We start from the raw sequence: 16,631 nt of genomic DNA, 5'->3' as shown, positions 1-16,631 counted from the left end.
TTCATACATTAGCTAAGCTTTAAGCTGATCACAGCTTACTTGAAAAACGATATCCAGCACCACGTACAGTTTGCACCAAACGGTCATGTCCAAGTGGGCCAATTGCTTTACGCAGACGACGAATGTGCACATCAACCGTGCGATCTTCTACGTAAACATTAGTTCCCCATACATGATCAAGCAATTGTTCACGGCTATAAACACGCTCTGGGTGAGTCATAAAAAAGTGCAGTAATCTAAATTCGGTTGGCCCCATATCAAGCTCGTTACCTTCTGAGGTAACACGATGCGAAATAGGGTCTAAACGTAGGCCATGTACTTCAATCGCTTCTTCTAATGAGGTTGGCGATACACGGCGAATAACCGCTTTAATACGTGCCATAAGCTCTTTAGGAGAAAACGGCTTAGTTACATAATCGTCAGCACCTACTTCAAGGCCGCGTACTTTGTCTTCTTCTTCGCCACGGGCTGTAAGCATAATAATTGGGATTTGGCGGGTATGTTCGTTTTGCTTAAACTTTTTAGCAATTTGAATACCGCTTCCACCTGGTAACATCCAATCAAGTAAAACCATATCTGGGTAAGGTTCAACCATAGCTGCAATAGCAGAGTCGTAATCTTCTGCTTCAATTGCTTGAAATCCATTTTGCTCTAAAACAAAAACCAACATCTCCCTGATAGGAGCTTCGTCATCTACGACTAGTACTTTACGTGACATTCCAATTTATCTCTTACGCTATCGAATTAGTTTTCATTATTATGACTAAGTATGACATTTTTATGAAAGTGTAACGTGTAAATTAAAATGGTGGTAAAAAAAACACAAATTAGTGACAAAAAACCTCATTAACGTCATATTTTTAAAACCTTTTTAATATTTAACGTAATAAAAAGAGATTTACGATAAATTTATAAAATAGCTAATTTTTGAAATTATCTGCTTTTTGTCGCTAGTTGAATCATTAAATAATACAAAATTAACTGGGATCATTGTTTTACTAACCAAGACTTTTTTACAGATCGATCGTTTAAAAGTAACTTTAAAGCTATTTTAAAATTAACAAACCCGCCTGTGTAACAATCAATACGTTTAAAAATAGATCTAAATTTTACTAAGCCCAAAATAAAGGATCAGATTTTTACCAAGCCGATCCACTCTCAGATCAGAGTTGTACCTAGTCAAAGCCATAAGTTGTTGATTGTTTATACAAATAAATAACGATCAAATTATCTCAGAGCCTAAAATAGCGAAAAAGTGTATTTGGCTTAGTAAAGTAATGATCCGAAAAGGCTGTGTTAGTAAATGCGTGATCCCAAAGTACGGCGTTGATAGTACAGCGATCTGATCAATAGAAGCCGTAACCTGCAATATAAAAAGGGCTGACATTAAAAAAGCCAGCAACAAAGTTACTGGCTTAGGGCCTGTTGACCTTTCAGGATTAAAATTTGTTCAATCTAGGGGCGATTTAATCGCGGCGTGAGGTTTGTAACCTAGCGGGCTAAGTAAAAACCGAGCAACAAAGAGTAAATTGCCCCTAGGCAGAACCCTTCGGGCAGCGCATGTTTGGCATTTATTCCACGTTATCGCCTATTTATGGGGAATAACCACACTTCATAGGCTCTGCCTTGCCTAAATACCAAACATACTGCTGCAAATTTAACCTCGAAAGATAAACAGGCCCTAATAATGATCAATTATAAATTGATCTATTATCTAATTTTAGGGTCTAGCTCGCCGCTTAAGTATTTAAGGTGCATTTCATCAAGTGAAATTGGCTTAATTTTACTAGCCTGACCAGAAGTACCAAACGAGTTATAGCGTGCAACACAAATCTCTGTCATTGCTTTAGTTGCTTCAGCTAAGTATTTACGTGGATCGAAGTTAGATGGGTTAAGCGCCATATGACGGCGAATTGCACCGGTAGATGCTAAACGTAAATCGGTATCAATATTTACCTTACGAACACCAAACTTAATGCCTTCAACAATCTGTTCAACTGGCACACCATAAGTTTCTGGAATTTCGCCACCATACTGATTAATAATTTCTAACCATTCTTGAGGAACTGAAGACGAACCATGCATCACTAAATGCGTGTTAGGAATACGCGCATGAATCGCTTTAATGCGGTCAATCGCTAAAATGTCATCGGTTGGTGGACGTGTAAATTTATAAGCTCCGTGCGAAGTACCACAGGCAATTGCAAGTGCATCAACATGTGTTTTATTTACAAAGTCAGCCGCTTCTTCTGGGTCTGTTAGCATTTGCTCAGTGGTTAGTAACCCTTCTGCGCCAACACCATCTTCTTCGCCAGCTTCACCGGTTTCCAGTGAACCAAGTACACCTAGCTCGCCTTCAACCGATACGCCACAAGCATGCGCCATAGCAACAGTTTCGCGCGTTACTTCTACATTGTATTCGTAGCTTGAAGGAGTTTTACCGTCGCTCATTAACGAGCCATCCATCATTACTGATGAAAAACCAAGCTGAATTGAACGCTGACATACGCCTGGCGATGTGCCGTGATCTTGGTGCATAACAACCGGAATATGTGGCCATTCTTCAACGGCTGCTAAAATCATATGACGAATAAATGGAGCACCAGCATAAGCACGTGCACCAGCTGATCCCTGAACGATTACTGGGCTGTTTGTTTTGTCAGCCGCTTCCATTATTGCGCGCATTTGCTCTTGATTGTTAACGTTAAAAGCAGGTACGCCGTAACCATGCTCTGCTGCATGATCTAAAAGTTGTCGCATACTGATTAAAGCCATTGGGTATTCTCCAATTTATCGACAGTAGTTCCCTACCATCTAGTTTGAACGGATGTGTTAGTTTGGCGTTATAACAACGCCACGAAAAACCACTGCTTTGCAGTAATATTCCGTCTAAATTAACTATTAAATTAGGGTGAGAGGTATTTAATAATTAATTGTCGGTGAGGGCTATTAACCCCCACCTTACGCTACTAAAATTACTTAGCGCGCGACTCTAGCATTTCAACTGCTGGAAGTTTTTTGCCTTCTAAAAACTCTAAGAACGCACCACCACCAGTAGAAATATAAGAAACTTTATCGGCAATGCCGTATTTATCAATTGCGGCTAAGGTATCACCACCACCAGCAATCGAAAACGCATTTGAGTTAGCAATTGCTTGAGCAATAGCACGAGTACCATTACCAAATTGGTCAAACTCAAACACGCCAACAGGGCCATTCCATACAACAGTGCCCGCATTTGCAATAATTTTTGCAAGCTTGCTCGCTGTATCAGGACCAATATCAAAAATCATATCATCGCTTGTCACTTCGCTTACATCTTTAAGCGTAGCTACAGCAGACTCAGAAAACTCATTACCAACAACTACGTCAGTCGGTACCGGAATTTCACCATTATTAGCAATCGCTGCTGCACATAAACGGTTAGCTTCATCCATTAAATCAGGTTCGTAAAGCGATTTACCAACTGGGCTACCTGATGCAGCAATAAAGGTATTTGCAATACCGCCGCCAGTGACTAATTGGTCAACAATTTTAGAAAGTGAATCTAAAACGGTTAGCTTAGTAGATACTTTAGAACCACCAACAATCGCTACTAATGGACGCGCTGGGTTATCAAGTGCTTTGCCTAACGCTTCTAGCTCAGCTGATAACAATGGACCTGCACATGCCACATCAGCAAATAAGCCAACGCCATGGGTAGATGCTTGTGCACGATGAGCCGTACCAAATGCATCCATTACATATACATCACACAGTGCTGCAAGTTGCTTAGATAAGGCTTCGTCGTTTTTCTTCTCGCCTTTGTTAAAGCGCACATTTTCAAAAACAACAACTTCGTTATCAGCAATATCAACACCGTTTAGGTAATCTTTTTCTAAACGTACAGTTTGCTCAAGGGCATCGTTTAAGTAATCAGCGACAGGTGCTAGCGAAAACTCTTCGTCATATTCCCCTTCCGTAGGACGGCCAAGGTGTGACATAACCATTACTTTAGCACCCATCTCAAGCGCTAATTTAATAGTAGGTAGTGCTGCACGAATACGCGCATCTGACGTCACTTTACCTGCTTTAACTGGTACATTTAAATCTTCACGAATTAATACGCGTTTGCCGTTTAAATCTAAATCTGCCATTTTTATGACCGACATGAACATCTCCTTAGTTAACGATACTGAACCTGAAAAATACGTTTAAAATTATTATATTAATAAATTACTTATTCACTGCCATCATAGCACGCGCTGTGTCGAGCATGCGATTAGCAAAACCCCATTCGTTATCACACCATACTAATAACTTTATCAGTCGTTTGTGACTAACACGTGTTTGTGTGCCATCAATAATACAAGAATGTGGGTCGTGATTAAAATCAACCGATACAAGCGGCTCTTCGGTATAACTTAAAATACCTTCTAAGCGGTCTTTTGCTTGTGCTTTAAGTGCGTTATTTACTGCGTTTAAATCTACATCGGTATTAACCGTTACACTTAAATCCATTGCCGTTACATTTATAGTAGGAACACGTACGGCGATGGCTTCAAAACGGCCTTTAAATTTAGGTAAAATACGGTCTATACCACGAGCGAGCTTTGTATCAACTGGAATAATTGATTGGCTTGCAGCGCGTGTACGGCGTAAATCATGATGATAACCATCAATCACTTGTTGATCGTTCATCGACGCATGAATCGTTGTAATAGCGCCCGACTCAATACCAAATGCATCATCTAATACTTTAATAACCGGCACAACACAGTTAGTTGTACACGAGCCGTTAGACACAATTGTGTGCTCGCGTTTAAGCTCATCGTCGTTAATGCCATACACAATCGTAGCATCAACATCGTTATCAGCCGGGTGTGAAAACAACACCTTTTTAGCGCCTGCAGTAATATGTAGCTGCGCATGTTCACGCGAGTGATAAACACCCGTACATTCAAGTACAACGTCTACATCGAGCGTTTGCCAAGGTAATTCAATTGGGTTTTCTTCACAAAAAAGTGCAATGGTATCGCCTGCAACACTAATGGTGTCTTCACCAAGTTTTACAGGAAAAGAAAAACGACCGTGGGATGTGTCGTATTTTAATAAATGAGCAATAGCTTCAGGATCAGCAAGTTCGTTAATCGCAACAATTTTTATATCGTCGCTCAAACCAGACTCGTATAACGCGCGGACAATATTTCGACCAATACGACCAAAACCATTAATTGCAAGTTTGATTGCCATGAAATATAAAATCCACTCTTTTAGCGTGCAGATAAAGGCAATACGCCTTTTAGATGTCTGTATTGTAATCGACCTTGCATCTGATTATAAGAGGGAAGCATTAGAAACTTTAAATTAAGGTTAAAGAGCTTACGCATTGCAAGCTCTTTGATGGTTCTGACTTTTTAAATTAAGTTTTTTATACTAAATTTTTTAATGCGCTAATTATATCTTCTGGCTCAGAACGAGTACGATAATCAACATCAACATAACGCCAAGTCACTTTACCTTGTTTATCTAAAACAAAGGTGGCAGGGATCGGTAAAACACTACTATTGCCATTGTTAACCGACTCTAAATCTAGACCTCTGTCTACTCGCATATGCTCTAGTAAAAATGTGGGTACTTGCCATGCTACGCCGTAGCTTGCTGCTACATCGGCATTTTGATCACTCAGCACTAAAAAATCCATTTTACTTATTTCATCATCACTAAGTGAGCCATCGGGTACTTGTGGGCTAATAGCCACCAATTGTGCGCCTAATGCGTGAATTTCAGGTAAACGTGCTTGAAGCGCTTTGAGCTGTAAATTGCAGTACGGACACCAACTTCCACGATAAAAAGTAACAACCACAGGCCCTTTAGCAAGTAACTCGGTTAACTGCACCGATTGACCATGTTGATTTGGTAACTCAAAACTTGGTGCGCTTTGGTTTAAATCAATTGCATTAGCACCTTGTTGAAACGCTTTTGCTTGTGCAATCGTTTCATCAACACCTTTCATAAAATCAGGATTACCTTTACGCCCTGCTGCTATTTTTGCCTCAGTTTGTGCTTTTAACGTGTTATTTTCATCGCTCATTATATGGCTACCTTCAAATTAATCAAAAACTTAAAGCCAGCTTACATTATGAAAATGTATTTGAAATGAAAATTTTGGGGCGTGTTGACCTTTCAGGGTTAAATTTGTTCTATCTAGGGGCTATTTAATCGCGGCGCGAGATTTGAAACCTAGTGGGCTAAGTAAAAACTGAGCAACAAAGAGTGAGTTGTCCCTAGGACGAACCCAAAGGGCAGCGCATGTTTGGTATTTATGCTGTGTTATCGCCTACTTATGTGGAATAACTACACACCATAGGCTCTGCCTTGCTTTAATACCAAACATACCGCTGCAAATTCAACATCGAAAGAAAAACACGCCCTACCTTATTCATCTACCTCTAAATCAAACACCACGTTTATTGATGATTTAAAGCTTACCGTTTGTTGTAGATAATTTTTGCGAGCTTTAGGAAATGAATCGCTTATTGGATTTACTCTATCTATTTTTTTAACCGCTGCACCAAAGCCACTGTAAACGCTTTTTTGAGTTGAGCTAATAGTGCGTACTTCACCCACTTTTGTACCAAAGGAGTTAGCAAGCATATTTGCTTTTTCTTTTGCGTTATTAAGTGCTTGTTGTGTAGCTTGTGCTTGTAACAGCTCAGCTTTTGAAGATAAAAACTCAGTATTTTGAATCGCATTTACTTTTAAACTCAATAAAAAATCACTTAAATCATTCACTCTTTCAATATTTTTTAGTGTTACTTCAAAGGTCCTTATAGCTGCGTATTCTGCGGGGGCCTGATGCCCTGTTTCAATGTAATCCATACCCGTTTTTTCAACTTTAACACTTGAAGCAACTACATCATCGGCAGTTATTTCAAATTGATTTAGTCCGTCAATTAGTAAATTAACTTTATTATCAAGATCGTTCTTAGCTGCTAAAGGTTCGTTTTTAATACTTATAATTTGAAATAGTATTTTAGCGATATCAGGATTGGCAAGCACCTCTGCAGTACCTTGAACTGCAATATGGCGATTTGTGGCTAAGCTTGAATTAGCAAAAGTGATGAGTGGGAATAAGGTTAAGAAAATACTAGTGATGAGTTTCATGATCGTCCTTGAAGTGATTAGTTAGATAATGATTACGTAACTGTACCCATAATTATACATACAACAATAAAAGTAAACTGTATATTACTAAACCTCGGTGTTAACCGATAAGGCATTTTATCGTTGAGTTTCGCTGTCCTCTATCCAACCTACGTCAACTCGCCTACTTTTAGCTTTTTGCCACGGCTTATTTGATGGCACTGGGCTAGCAGTAACTCAGCGGTTGCTTGTGCGTCAGTGAGGGCATGATGGCAATGATAGCTTGGTAACTCATAACGTGTGCGGCATGCATTAAGGGTTAAATCATCTTGTTTTATTTCAGTTGAATGATGGAGTAAGCGCTTTTGCTCAATATGCAGTGTGTCGAGTATCAGTTTAGGCCGTATTGTTATATTGGCATTTTTAAGCGCTATTTTTAAAAAACCCCAGTCGAGCATGGCATTATGAAACACTAAAATACAGTCGCTAAAATGGCAGCTCAATTGCGTTAATATACTGCACAAGCTCTGTCCTTTTGTTATAGCATCGTCGCTAATCCCATGAAAAACAGGACTTTGCTCAAGGCTTTTTACGTCTTTATTTATAAGGTGCTGCGACTCGCTCATTTTTATACATTGGTTATCTATTATCACCCACGCTAGTGATACAATTTCGTGCTGTTTTGCATCAAGCCCAGTGAGCTCTAAATCAATCACCAAATAACGTTGTTGTAAGGCATTTTTGCCTAGTAATTTACGGCGCTTTAAATACCGAGTGAGCAGCTTTTTTACCATGTTAGTAGTCCATCATTATAAACTGCCGCGAGCAAACTTAAACGCGGCGGCTTGCTGCGCTTGTTTAACAAGGTAAAACGCTTCTTTTAGTTGATGGCGCTCTAGTGAGTTTAATTTATTAGGATTAATACAATTACTCGGTAAGCCCTCTTCGTTTATTTGTGTACTCAAGCGAAGCTGCGTTAAGAACCGCCAGCAGTCTTTTAGGTTGTATATATCTTCTTTGCTGATCAGTTTATGTTTTAGTAGTGCGTCTAATCGCTCTTGCGTGTTGGCGCGCCTAATACCCGCTTTTAAAGCGTATAACCGCACTATGTCATTTATAATTACGACACCGCGTTTTTTTAAATCTATGTATTTATTATTTTGATCTGTTTTTTCGGTTTTAAATTTATTAAATAAACCAATTGGCACGCTGTTGCTGCTTATGTCGGTTGCCATTGCGGCATAGAATAAGTCGTTACGTGATATACGAATTAGTTGCTCGCAAAAAGCCGTGTATAAAGCGTTTGAACCTTCAATAAATCGCAAGTCAAAAAATATCTTACAGTTAAGCATTGCATTAGGAGTAGGGCTTTTTATCCATTTAAAAAAGCGCTCGCTCCAATCGTTTACGCTCATACGGCACTCATCACTGCTTGCCATAATATTACCTGGGCAACGCCTAATGCCGCACTCAACTAAATTCTCACATACAAACTCCCCCATACTTTTAAAGTAAGCGTGTTGCTCGGTGGTTAAGTCGTTAGGGAGTAACAAGCCGTTGTCTTGATCTGAGTGCAGGGTTTGTTCTTCGCGTGCTTGCGAGCCAAAGCAAATAAAACTAAAGCTGGTTGGCGCTGCGCCATGCTCTTCTTGAAATAAGTGAATCAGGCGCGATGTAAGCGCATCGGTTAAACCACTGAGTAATTTACCAATGAGCGATATGTCGTCAATGTTGTACGAAAAACCACGCAAAAGTTCGGGGATTTCTTTTGCGTAGCGTTTTAAATCAGTAACAGTATGCGCTTTATATATGCGCCCAATAAGCTGTACGGGGTCGCTTTTTTGTTGACGCAGTAAATCGGTGCTGGTTATCATCCCTATTGGGTTATGGTTTTCGTCAAGCACGGGTAAATGATGAATATTGTATTTAAGCATTAAGTGTAGCGCCGAAAACACCCGGTTATTTTCAAATATAAACTTGGGCTTGGCGGTCATAATACTGCTTACTGCGTCTTGTGGATCTACTTCTTCGGCAAGTACTCGATTACGTAAGTCGCGGTCGGTTACCACCCCTACTAAGTGTGCGTGCTGCGTTATCATTATTGACGACACACCATGCTCTTTCATTTTTTTAGCACTTTGCCTAATACTTGCATCGGGCGAAAGCGTAATGGCGGTGCGGGTCATCAGCTCTGATATTTTACGTTCAGACCAACTATCGTTTTTACTTTTATAATGCGATGACAACAACCGATTAGCATGAGCGCGTACAAAGTATTGCTCAAACGATTTATATTCTCTGCGTAAAAAATCAAAGTGCGTTTGAGAGAGCATATACACTATGCCCTCTTTTTGTACTTCCAACCTATTTTGAATTGCCTCACCGGTTAACAGCGACGGAAAACCAAAATAGTCACCTTGCGCTAAGCGTGTAACAACATCGCCCTTACCATCAACTAGGTCATACAAACCAGAGCGAATTAAAAACAGTTTAGGGTTTTCACTTTGTAACCACTGAGTTTGGTTTTCGCGGGTGAGGTAAATAATATCAAGATGATTTACAAAATATTCGCATGCGCTGCTATCAAGCAGTGTAAAAGGCGCTTGTAAACAAACGTATTGGGCTATTTCTTGTTGTTCTACACTCATTGTATTCGCTCTTTAAATGGTGATGTACCAATCTAATGTACTTATTTATTAAACAAATAAAAAGCCCGACTAAAGTCGGGCTTTTGGTGCTTTATGTTTTCTAAACTATATCTATAAATTGTAGCCTAGTGGTCGTGTGCTTCTGCAGACCCTTTTGGGTTACGAATGCTTTCAACCATTTCTTGAATTTCAACCGGTGTAGGTTTAGTAAACTTAAGAACAATTGCAGCAACTGCAAAGTTAATAATCATACCAATTAAGCCAATACCTTCAGGCGAAATACCTAAGAACCAGTTTTCAGGGCTGTTTAGCTCTGGGCTAACAAACTTGAAGAAAATGATATACGCAGCGGTAAAGCCAATACCCGTTACCATGCCTGCAATGGCGCCTTCGCGGTTCATTGTTTTAGAGAATATACCCATAATAATTGCTGGGAAGAAACTCGCTGCCGCCAAGCCGAATGCAAATGCCACTACCGATGCCACAAACCCAGGCGGGTTAATACCAAAGTACGCGGAGATAACAATAGCGACCATGGCTGCCAACCTCGCTGCAAGTAACTCTTGCTTGTCGGTAATATCGGGCTTGAGGGTTCGCTTGAGTAAATCGTGCGAAACGGAGGTCGAAATAACCAGTAGTAAACCTGCTGTTGTAGAAAGTGCAGCGGCAATACCACCAGCAGCTACAAGTGCGATTACCCATGCTGGTAAGTTAGCAATCTCTGGATTTGCTAATACCATAATGTCGCGGTCTACGTTTACTTCGTTAGCACTGTTCGGATCGGTGATTTTACCCGCCGTGTAGAACATTTTGCCATCGCCGTTTTTATCATCAAATGTAATTAAACCTGTGCGTTCCCAGTTTTTAATCCATCCTGGTGCTTCTGCGTAAGCTGTACCGCTACCGTCTTTACCATTAATAGTATCAACCATGTTTACGCGAGCAAAGGCTGCAACCGCAGGTGCTGTAGTATAAACAATCGCGATGAACACAAGTGTCCATGCTGCAGAAATACGCGTGTCTTTTACACGAGGTACAGTGAAAAAGCGAACAATTACGTGTGGTAAACCAGCAGTACCTACCATTAACGCGCCAGTAATAGCGAACACGTCAATCATGCTCTTAGAGCCTTCGGTATATTGCGCAAAACCAAGTTCAGCGCTTAAGCCGTCTAGTTTATCAAGTACGTACACGCCATCGCTGCCAATTAATGTGGCACCAAAACCGGTTTGTGGGAAGAAGTGACCCGTCATCATCATCGAGATGAAAATAGCTGGTACAAGGTAGGCAAATACAAGTACACAATACTGCGCTACTTGTGTATAGGTAATCCCTTTCATGCCGCCAAGTACCGCATAAAAGAATACAATCACCATACCAATGTAAACACCAGTTTCAATTTCTACTTCTAAAAAGCGTGAAAATACTACGCCTACGCCACGCATTTGCCCTGCAATGTAAGTAAAACAAATGAATATGGCACATACAATTGCTACTAAACGCGCGGTGCGTGAGTAGTAACGGTCGCCAATAAAATCAGGCACAGTAAACTTGCCGAATTTACGTAAGTAAGGCGCTAAACACATGGCTAATAGTACATAACCACCTGTCCACCCCATTAAGTAAACACTGCCATCGTAACCTGCAAACGAAATAATACCCGCCATTGAAATAAACGACGCGGCGCTCATCCAATCGGCAGCCGTTGCCATACCATTAGCAAGAGGAGGTACGCCGCCACCTGCTACATAAAACTCTTTAGTTGAACCCGCACGGGCCCAAATTGCTATGCCGATATAAAGCGCAAAGCTTAAACCAACAATTATAAACGTGAGTGTTTGAACATCCATTGCTTAGCTCCTATTCGTCTACGCCGTATTTTTTATCTAACGTATTCATTTTGAAAACGTACACAAAAATCAAAGCAACAAAGGTATAAATCGCGCCTTGCTGGGCGAACCAGAAGCCAAGTTTAAACCCAAAAAAACGCACTTCATTAAGTACATCAACCAGTAATATGCCAAAGCCGAAAGACACAACAAACCACACTGCTAACAGTTTAAATAACAGCGAAATGTTTTCTGCCCAATAAGCTTTTGCTTGTTCTTCATCTTTAAAAGCCATTTTTGTTTTCCCCTTTAAGCACCGCAATATCGCGATGAGTGGTTTTTTATCTTCGCTTACCAATTTAGCAACGCTGGTTACATATTGAATTGAGACCATAGTCGTAACAGCTTGTTAACGTTTACGTAAACTGTATTTATCATTCAAGCGTGTTTTATATATTTTTATATTATTTCAATTACTTAGGCTGTTTTTGTAAGCTGGCTTTATGATTAAATTGATAAGTTGGTCATTAATGCGACATTAGTCTAATGCTTGAGATGATTTTATTTTTGTTATTAATATTCAATAAGATAGAAATAAAATGAAAGTTTTATTTTAAATTCAAGCCTCACACTTAACCTCAGTTCTGGTATTGTGTTAATCCCTCATAGGGTTGGGGGACTATTTAAAATAATAAGGTTTAATAACAACATGACTGCCGTACTCATTATTGTTGCTTTAAGTTATATAGGTGTGCTGTTTTGGCTCGCCAATTGGGGCGATAAAACAACCCCTTTGGCAAAGCGTATTAGCCATCACCCTTTTGTGTATTCACTCTCACTTGGGATTTACTGTACCTCTTGGACTTACTACGGCTCAGTGGGTACAGCCGCCACCAGCAGTTGGAGTTATTTGCCAATATTATTGGGCCCTGCGCTGCTGTTTTTATTCGGCCAAGGGTTTTTACGTAAGCTGGTACTGGTAAGCAAAAAACAAAACATAACCACTATTGCTGACTTTATTTCAGCTCGTTACGGCAAACGCCAAACTACCGCTATTATGGTTACTGTTATTGCGCTGCTGGCGACTATTCCCTACATTGCACTGCAATTAAAAGCGCTTAGTACCAGCTTTTTACTTTTGCAAAACAGTAATAAAATATCAGGCGATATGCTCGCGCTTTCTGCCACATTAATTATGGCCTTATTTGCAATATTTTTTGGTACCCGCAAAGTGGACGTAACAGAGTATCGCTCTGGGTTAATGCTTGCTGTCGCGTTTGAATCAATGATTAAACTTATTGCACTTATTGCTGTAGCAGGCCTTGCTGTTTACACCTTATTTAATATGCCAGAGCCTACTTCAAATAAAGTAACCGAGTCGATTTGGGCCCATTGGAGCGACTTTAACTTCTTTAGCTTTAACTTTATTGGCCAGTCTTTAATGGCTGCGGCGGCTATTATATGTTTACCACGCCAGTTTCATGTAACCGTGGTCGACAACCAAAACAAACGCCACTTACTTACCGCTCGCTGGGCTTTTCCGCTGTATTTACTATTAACTGCCGCAATGATTTTACCTATTGCGACTGCGGCAATTCATCCTGAAATTGGCAGCGGCTATTCACCAGATAGCTTTGTACTTGCCCTACCGTTAATTAACGACAACGCCTTTTTAACCACCTTTGTATTTATAGGTGGACTATCAGCCGCCACCGCAATGATAGTGGTAGCAACGCTTACATTAAGCACGATGATTTCAAACGATGTGGTATTACCCCTAATGCTACGTCGTAAATTTAAACGCAACTTAATTACCACCAGTTATAAGTCTCGTATTTTGCTTGTAAGGCGCTTTGCTATTGCAGGCATATTAATTTTGGCCTATTTCTATCAGCAATGGTTTGGCCATAGCAGCGCACTGGCAAGTATGGGCTTAGTTGCTTTTTCACTTGTTACTCAATTATTACCCGCTATTGTGGGCGGTTTATACTGGCGAAAAGGCCATGCTTATGGGGTTTATGCAGGTTTAGTAGCAGGCTTTATTTGCTGGGTACTATTTTTAATGCTGCCAATACTCGATGCCGGTGCAACGCTTGATAGCGAGCTACAACAAACGCTTATAACACGCGGAACCTTGATAGCTTTGTTTGCCAATATTGGGTGTTATATTAGTTTTTCACTTGGGGCTGAGGAACGCTTAATTGATAAGATTCAGGCAGCTGCTTTTGTTAACCCTAAAGATCAGGCTATTTTATCAAGGCGCTTAAATAAAGACGTAAAAGCCACTGTTTACGACTTTAAAATACTACTGCAAACCTTTTTAGGTATTCAGCGCAGCCAACAAGTATTGGCGCATTACGCACTCGCCCATCACTTGAGCGATAACAACGCACACCCAGAGCCTGAATTTATAGCCTACTGCGAACGCGCGTTAACAGGCGTGCTTGGCGCATCGTCCGCACAAGCATTAATACATACGGTATCGTCGGGTAAGCGTATGGCGTTTGAAGAAGTTGTAAACTTTTTTGACGAAACCACACAAGCGCTGCAATTTAATCAAAATTTGTTATTTACCTCACTCGAAAATTTAAGCCATGGTATTTCGGTTGTCGATAAAGATTTAAAGCTAGTAGCTTGGAATAAGCGCTACAGCGAAATGTTTGGCTACCCTGAAGGATTTTTAGAAGTAGGCCAACCCATAGAAGATATTATTAGATACAACGCTAACCGTGGTGAATGTGGCCCTGGCGAAATAGAACGCCAAGTAGAAAAACGTGTGCAGCATTTAAAATACGGCAGCTCGCATCACTTTATTCGCCACCGTCGTAATGGCCAAGTATACGAAATGATTGGTAATCCGCTGCCCGATGGCGGATTTGTTACCAGCTTTTCGGATATTACCAATCACATAAGTACGCAAAATGCGCTTGAAGAAGTAAATATGGATCTTGAAAACCGCATAGAAGCGCGAACTCAAGAAGTGCAAACCATTAATAGAGACTTACAAGCTCAAATAGATAGCCGTGTACAAACCGAGCAAGCACTTACTTTAGCCAAACGAGAAGCAGAGCAAGCCAACGACAGTAAAACGCGCTTTTTAGCACTGGCGAGCCACGACATTTTACAGCCGTTAAACGCAGCACGTTTATACCTTGCTGCCATTGACGAAAAGCAACTCGACAGCACTAACCAAAACAGCTTTGAAAAATTAGGCGACAGTCTCGATTCAACCGTGCATTTAATGTCGGCGCTACTTGAAATAGCCAAGCTAGAACAAGGCGCTATGACCCCAACCCCTCGCCACTTTTATATTGAAGATATTTTAGCGCCATTGCAAAGTGAATACGCTATTTTATCAAGTGATAAAGGCCTTAAGCTTAGTGTGCGTTCAAACCAGCAAATTGTGCACAGCGATATAACCTATTTGCGCCGAATTATTCAAAACTTGCTCTCTAATGCAGTTAAATACACCGATAATGGCCGTGTATTAATTGCCTGTAGGAACCGAAAGCACAATTTACGAATAGAAGTATGGGATACAGGCCCTGGTATTAGCGAAGTAGAGCAAGCTAAAATATTTAACGACTTTTACCGTGTTGAGTCGGGCGATAACAAAGGCGTAGGCTTAGGCTTAGGTGTTGTAAAACGTATGGCTGACTTATTAAGTTTGCCGCTTGATGTGCATTCTGAGCCCAATAAAGGTAGCCGTTTTAGCATTGAAGTACCTTATGGTGACGAGCAGTTTGTACAACAAAAAAGTACGACAAACAGCCTAATAGAAAACCGTGCAGCAATTAATATTGTTGCCGTAGACGACGACCCTGAAAACCTAGCTGCAATGGCAAGCTTACTTAAAAAGTGGCAAGCTAATTACACGCTATTTGATAATGTAAATAATGTACTGGCGCACGCTAAGCAAAACGGTGCACCCGATGTTATTTTAATGGACTACCAATTAGGCAATGACTGCGATGGCATAACGCTAATTAAAACCCTGCGCGAAATTTGGCAAAGCCAAGTGCCCGCTATTTTAATTACCGCAGTACGCGACACCGAGCTTAAACAAGAAACCAAAGCCGCTAATATTCATTATTTAAGTAAGCCAATTAAACCGGGCAAACTAAAGGCACTGCTTAATCACAGTACATAATAAGCTAGTAAAAAGTGAGCTAGTTAAAAGTATTCTAGTTAAAAGCTATCAAGTAATAGCGTAAAACAAAAAGCCCAGTATCTTCACTGGGCTTTGCTTTATAAAGTGTTCAAAAGTTAAACTGGATTTACTCGGCTTCTAAGCTTTTGGAACAACCAACTTAACCCCACCAACGAAAGTCCTAATCCAATAAACGAAAGCGCTTTAAGTAAGCCCTCCAAGTTAGCCATATCAATTAAAAACACTTTAACAATAACTGCAGCTAGTAAGCCTAAGCCTACTTTTTGTATTAATAACTGGTTTTTTAAATGACCAAAAATAACAGTACCCGCACCCATTACTAACCAAATAACAGAGTAGCTATAAAGCTCTGCATTACTTGCGCCTTTTGATAAGTAAATATAAGGCCCTTGCCAGTATTGGCGAATAAAGCTGTTTATTGCCAATAATATAAACCCACCCGCAACGGCCAATATAAATGGCGTAGCTTTAGCGTTTATTGGTTTTACAAGCTTGGCCAGCCAAAGCGTTAATCCTGCAGGTACTAACCACAATAGTAATAACCAGTTAAATATTGGCAGCTCACCTATGTAAAGTGATTCAAATAATGGGTTGTCGTCAAGCAGTGTTTTAATAGCAAAAAGCCCTGCTAACCCTGCAAGTGCAAAGCCCGCCACTTGGTATAACTTAGCTAAAGTACCGGCAAGTTTTGCTCTATGTAAATACACGCACCCTAATGCCAGCCAGTTACAGGTAAGGAGTATTTGTTCGTAAAAATTAAGTGAATCAAATTGCGGATAATGAGCCTGTAGATTAACTCGTTTTTAAATTTGTTTTTATTGATAAACAAACCATAGCTGAGTTCCTATTTTGGTTCAA

Annotated in this window: 11 protein-coding genes and 1 pseudogene; 1 reads left to right on the top strand and 11 read right to left on the bottom strand. The window is 40.3% G+C overall.

Annotation, left to right across the window (positions count from 1 at the left end; genetic code table 11):
- Positions 1–28: 28 nt before the first annotated feature.
- The 10 genes from phoB to AAEY62_RS15835 form a co-directional block, all read right to left on the bottom strand.
- Positions 29–718 carry a phosphate regulon transcriptional regulator PhoB gene (gene phoB / locus AAEY62_RS15880; protein WP_006791869.1) on the bottom strand — a complete coding sequence of 230 codons (690 nt, stop codon included), beginning with the start codon at positions 716–718 and terminating at the stop codon, positions 29–31.
- Positions 719–1,710: 992 nt separating this feature from the next.
- Positions 1,711–2,775 carry a class II fructose-bisphosphate aldolase gene (gene fba, locus AAEY62_RS15875; protein WP_007587174.1) on the bottom strand — a complete coding sequence of 355 codons (1,065 nt, stop codon included), beginning with the start codon at positions 2,773–2,775 and terminating at the stop codon, positions 1,711–1,713.
- A 200-nt stretch (positions 2,776–2,975) separates the two neighbouring features.
- The gene (locus tag AAEY62_RS15870) at positions 2,976–4,151 is read right to left on the bottom strand and encodes a phosphoglycerate kinase (protein ID WP_024598977.1); all 1,176 of its coding nucleotides are present in this window, start codon (positions 4,149–4,151) and stop codon (positions 2,976–2,978) included.
- A gap of 64 nt (positions 4,152–4,215) precedes the next feature.
- Positions 4,216–5,232 carry an erythrose-4-phosphate dehydrogenase gene (gene epd / locus AAEY62_RS15865; protein WP_024598978.1) on the bottom strand — a complete coding sequence of 339 codons (1,017 nt, stop codon included), beginning with the start codon at positions 5,230–5,232 and terminating at the stop codon, positions 4,216–4,218.
- Positions 5,233–5,410: 178 nt separating this feature from the next.
- Positions 5,411–6,073 carry a peroxiredoxin-like family protein gene (locus tag AAEY62_RS15860; RefSeq protein WP_350635333.1) on the bottom strand — a complete coding sequence of 221 codons (663 nt, stop codon included), beginning with the start codon at positions 6,071–6,073 and terminating at the stop codon, positions 5,411–5,413.
- A 344-nt stretch (positions 6,074–6,417) separates the two neighbouring features.
- The gene (locus tag AAEY62_RS15855) at positions 6,418–7,146 is read right to left on the bottom strand and encodes an SIMPL domain-containing protein (protein ID WP_350635331.1); all 729 of its coding nucleotides are present in this window, start codon (positions 7,144–7,146) and stop codon (positions 6,418–6,420) included.
- Positions 7,147–7,295: 149 nt separating this feature from the next.
- Positions 7,296–7,919, bottom strand: coding sequence for a 3'-5' exonuclease (locus tag AAEY62_RS15850; RefSeq protein ID WP_350635329.1), 624 nt, complete (start codon positions 7,917–7,919; stop codon positions 7,296–7,298).
- Between the two features lie 15 nt (positions 7,920–7,934).
- Positions 7,935–9,773, bottom strand: coding sequence for a DUF294 nucleotidyltransferase-like domain-containing protein (locus tag AAEY62_RS15845; RefSeq protein WP_350635327.1), 1,839 nt, complete (start codon positions 9,771–9,773; stop codon positions 7,935–7,937).
- A gap of 125 nt (positions 9,774–9,898) precedes the next feature.
- Positions 9,899–11,623, bottom strand: a complete 1,725-nt coding sequence (locus AAEY62_RS15840; RefSeq protein WP_007587184.1) for a sodium:solute symporter family protein — start codon at positions 11,621–11,623, stop codon at positions 9,899–9,901.
- A gap of 10 nt (positions 11,624–11,633) precedes the next feature.
- A complete protein-coding gene (locus AAEY62_RS15835) occupies positions 11,634–11,897 on the bottom strand; it encodes a DUF4212 domain-containing protein (RefSeq protein WP_002961535.1) in 264 nt (87 codons plus the stop codon).
- 414 nt (positions 11,898–12,311) lie between these two features.
- Here AAEY62_RS15835 and AAEY62_RS15830 point away from each other — a divergent pair, with 414 nt between their 5' ends.
- Positions 12,312–15,752 (top strand): PAS domain-containing hybrid sensor histidine kinase/response regulator, encoded by a 3,441-nt coding sequence (locus AAEY62_RS15830; protein ID WP_101163479.1) that lies wholly within the window; start codon positions 12,312–12,314, stop codon positions 15,750–15,752.
- Positions 15,753–15,868: 116 nt separating this feature from the next.
- Here the strand turns inward: AAEY62_RS15830 and AAEY62_RS15825 are convergent.
- Positions 15,869–16,631 (bottom strand): annotated as a pseudogene (locus AAEY62_RS15825) (DUF2339 domain-containing protein); the annotation flags it as partial.

The organism is Pseudoalteromonas sp. GW168-MNA-CIBAN-0100 (assembly GCF_040309225.1).
In the GTDB taxonomy this organism is placed as follows: domain Bacteria; phylum Pseudomonadota; class Gammaproteobacteria; order Enterobacterales; family Alteromonadaceae; genus Pseudoalteromonas; species Pseudoalteromonas arctica.
Note: the sequence above shows the minus strand (reverse complement) of the source record. Positions and strands in the feature narration are given on the sequence as shown.

Excerpts from the sequence above, each read along its gene's own strand:
- AAEY62_RS15835 (WP_002961535.1), bottom strand. The coding sequence starts at position 11,897 with ATGGCTTTTAAAGATGAAGAACAAGCAAAAGCTTATTGGGCAGAAAAC.
- AAEY62_RS15830 (WP_101163479.1), top strand. The coding sequence starts at position 12,312 with ATGACTGCCGTACTCATTATTGTTGCTTTAAGTTATATAGGTGTGCTG.
- AAEY62_RS15855 (WP_350635331.1), bottom strand. The coding sequence starts at position 7,146 with ATGAAACTCATCACTAGTATTTTCTTAACCTTATTCCCACTCATCACT.
- fba (WP_007587174.1), bottom strand. The coding sequence starts at position 2,775 with ATGGCTTTAATCAGTATGCGACAACTTTTAGATCATGCAGCAGAGCAT.
- AAEY62_RS15845 (WP_350635327.1), bottom strand. The coding sequence starts at position 9,773 with ATGAGTGTAGAACAACAAGAAATAGCCCAATACGTTTGTTTACAAGCG.
- epd (WP_024598978.1), bottom strand. The coding sequence starts at position 5,232 with ATGGCAATCAAACTTGCAATTAATGGTTTTGGTCGTATTGGTCGAAAT.
- AAEY62_RS15870 (WP_024598977.1), bottom strand. The coding sequence starts at position 4,151 with ATGTCGGTCATAAAAATGGCAGATTTAGATTTAAACGGCAAACGCGTA.
- AAEY62_RS15850 (WP_350635329.1), bottom strand. The coding sequence starts at position 7,919 with ATGGTAAAAAAGCTGCTCACTCGGTATTTAAAGCGCCGTAAATTACTA.
- AAEY62_RS15860 (WP_350635333.1), bottom strand. The coding sequence starts at position 6,073 with ATGAGCGATGAAAATAACACGTTAAAAGCACAAACTGAGGCAAAAATA.
- phoB (WP_006791869.1), bottom strand. The coding sequence starts at position 718 with ATGTCACGTAAAGTACTAGTCGTAGATGACGAAGCTCCTATCAGGGAG.
- AAEY62_RS15840 (WP_007587184.1), bottom strand. The coding sequence starts at position 11,623 with ATGGATGTTCAAACACTCACGTTTATAATTGTTGGTTTAAGCTTTGCG.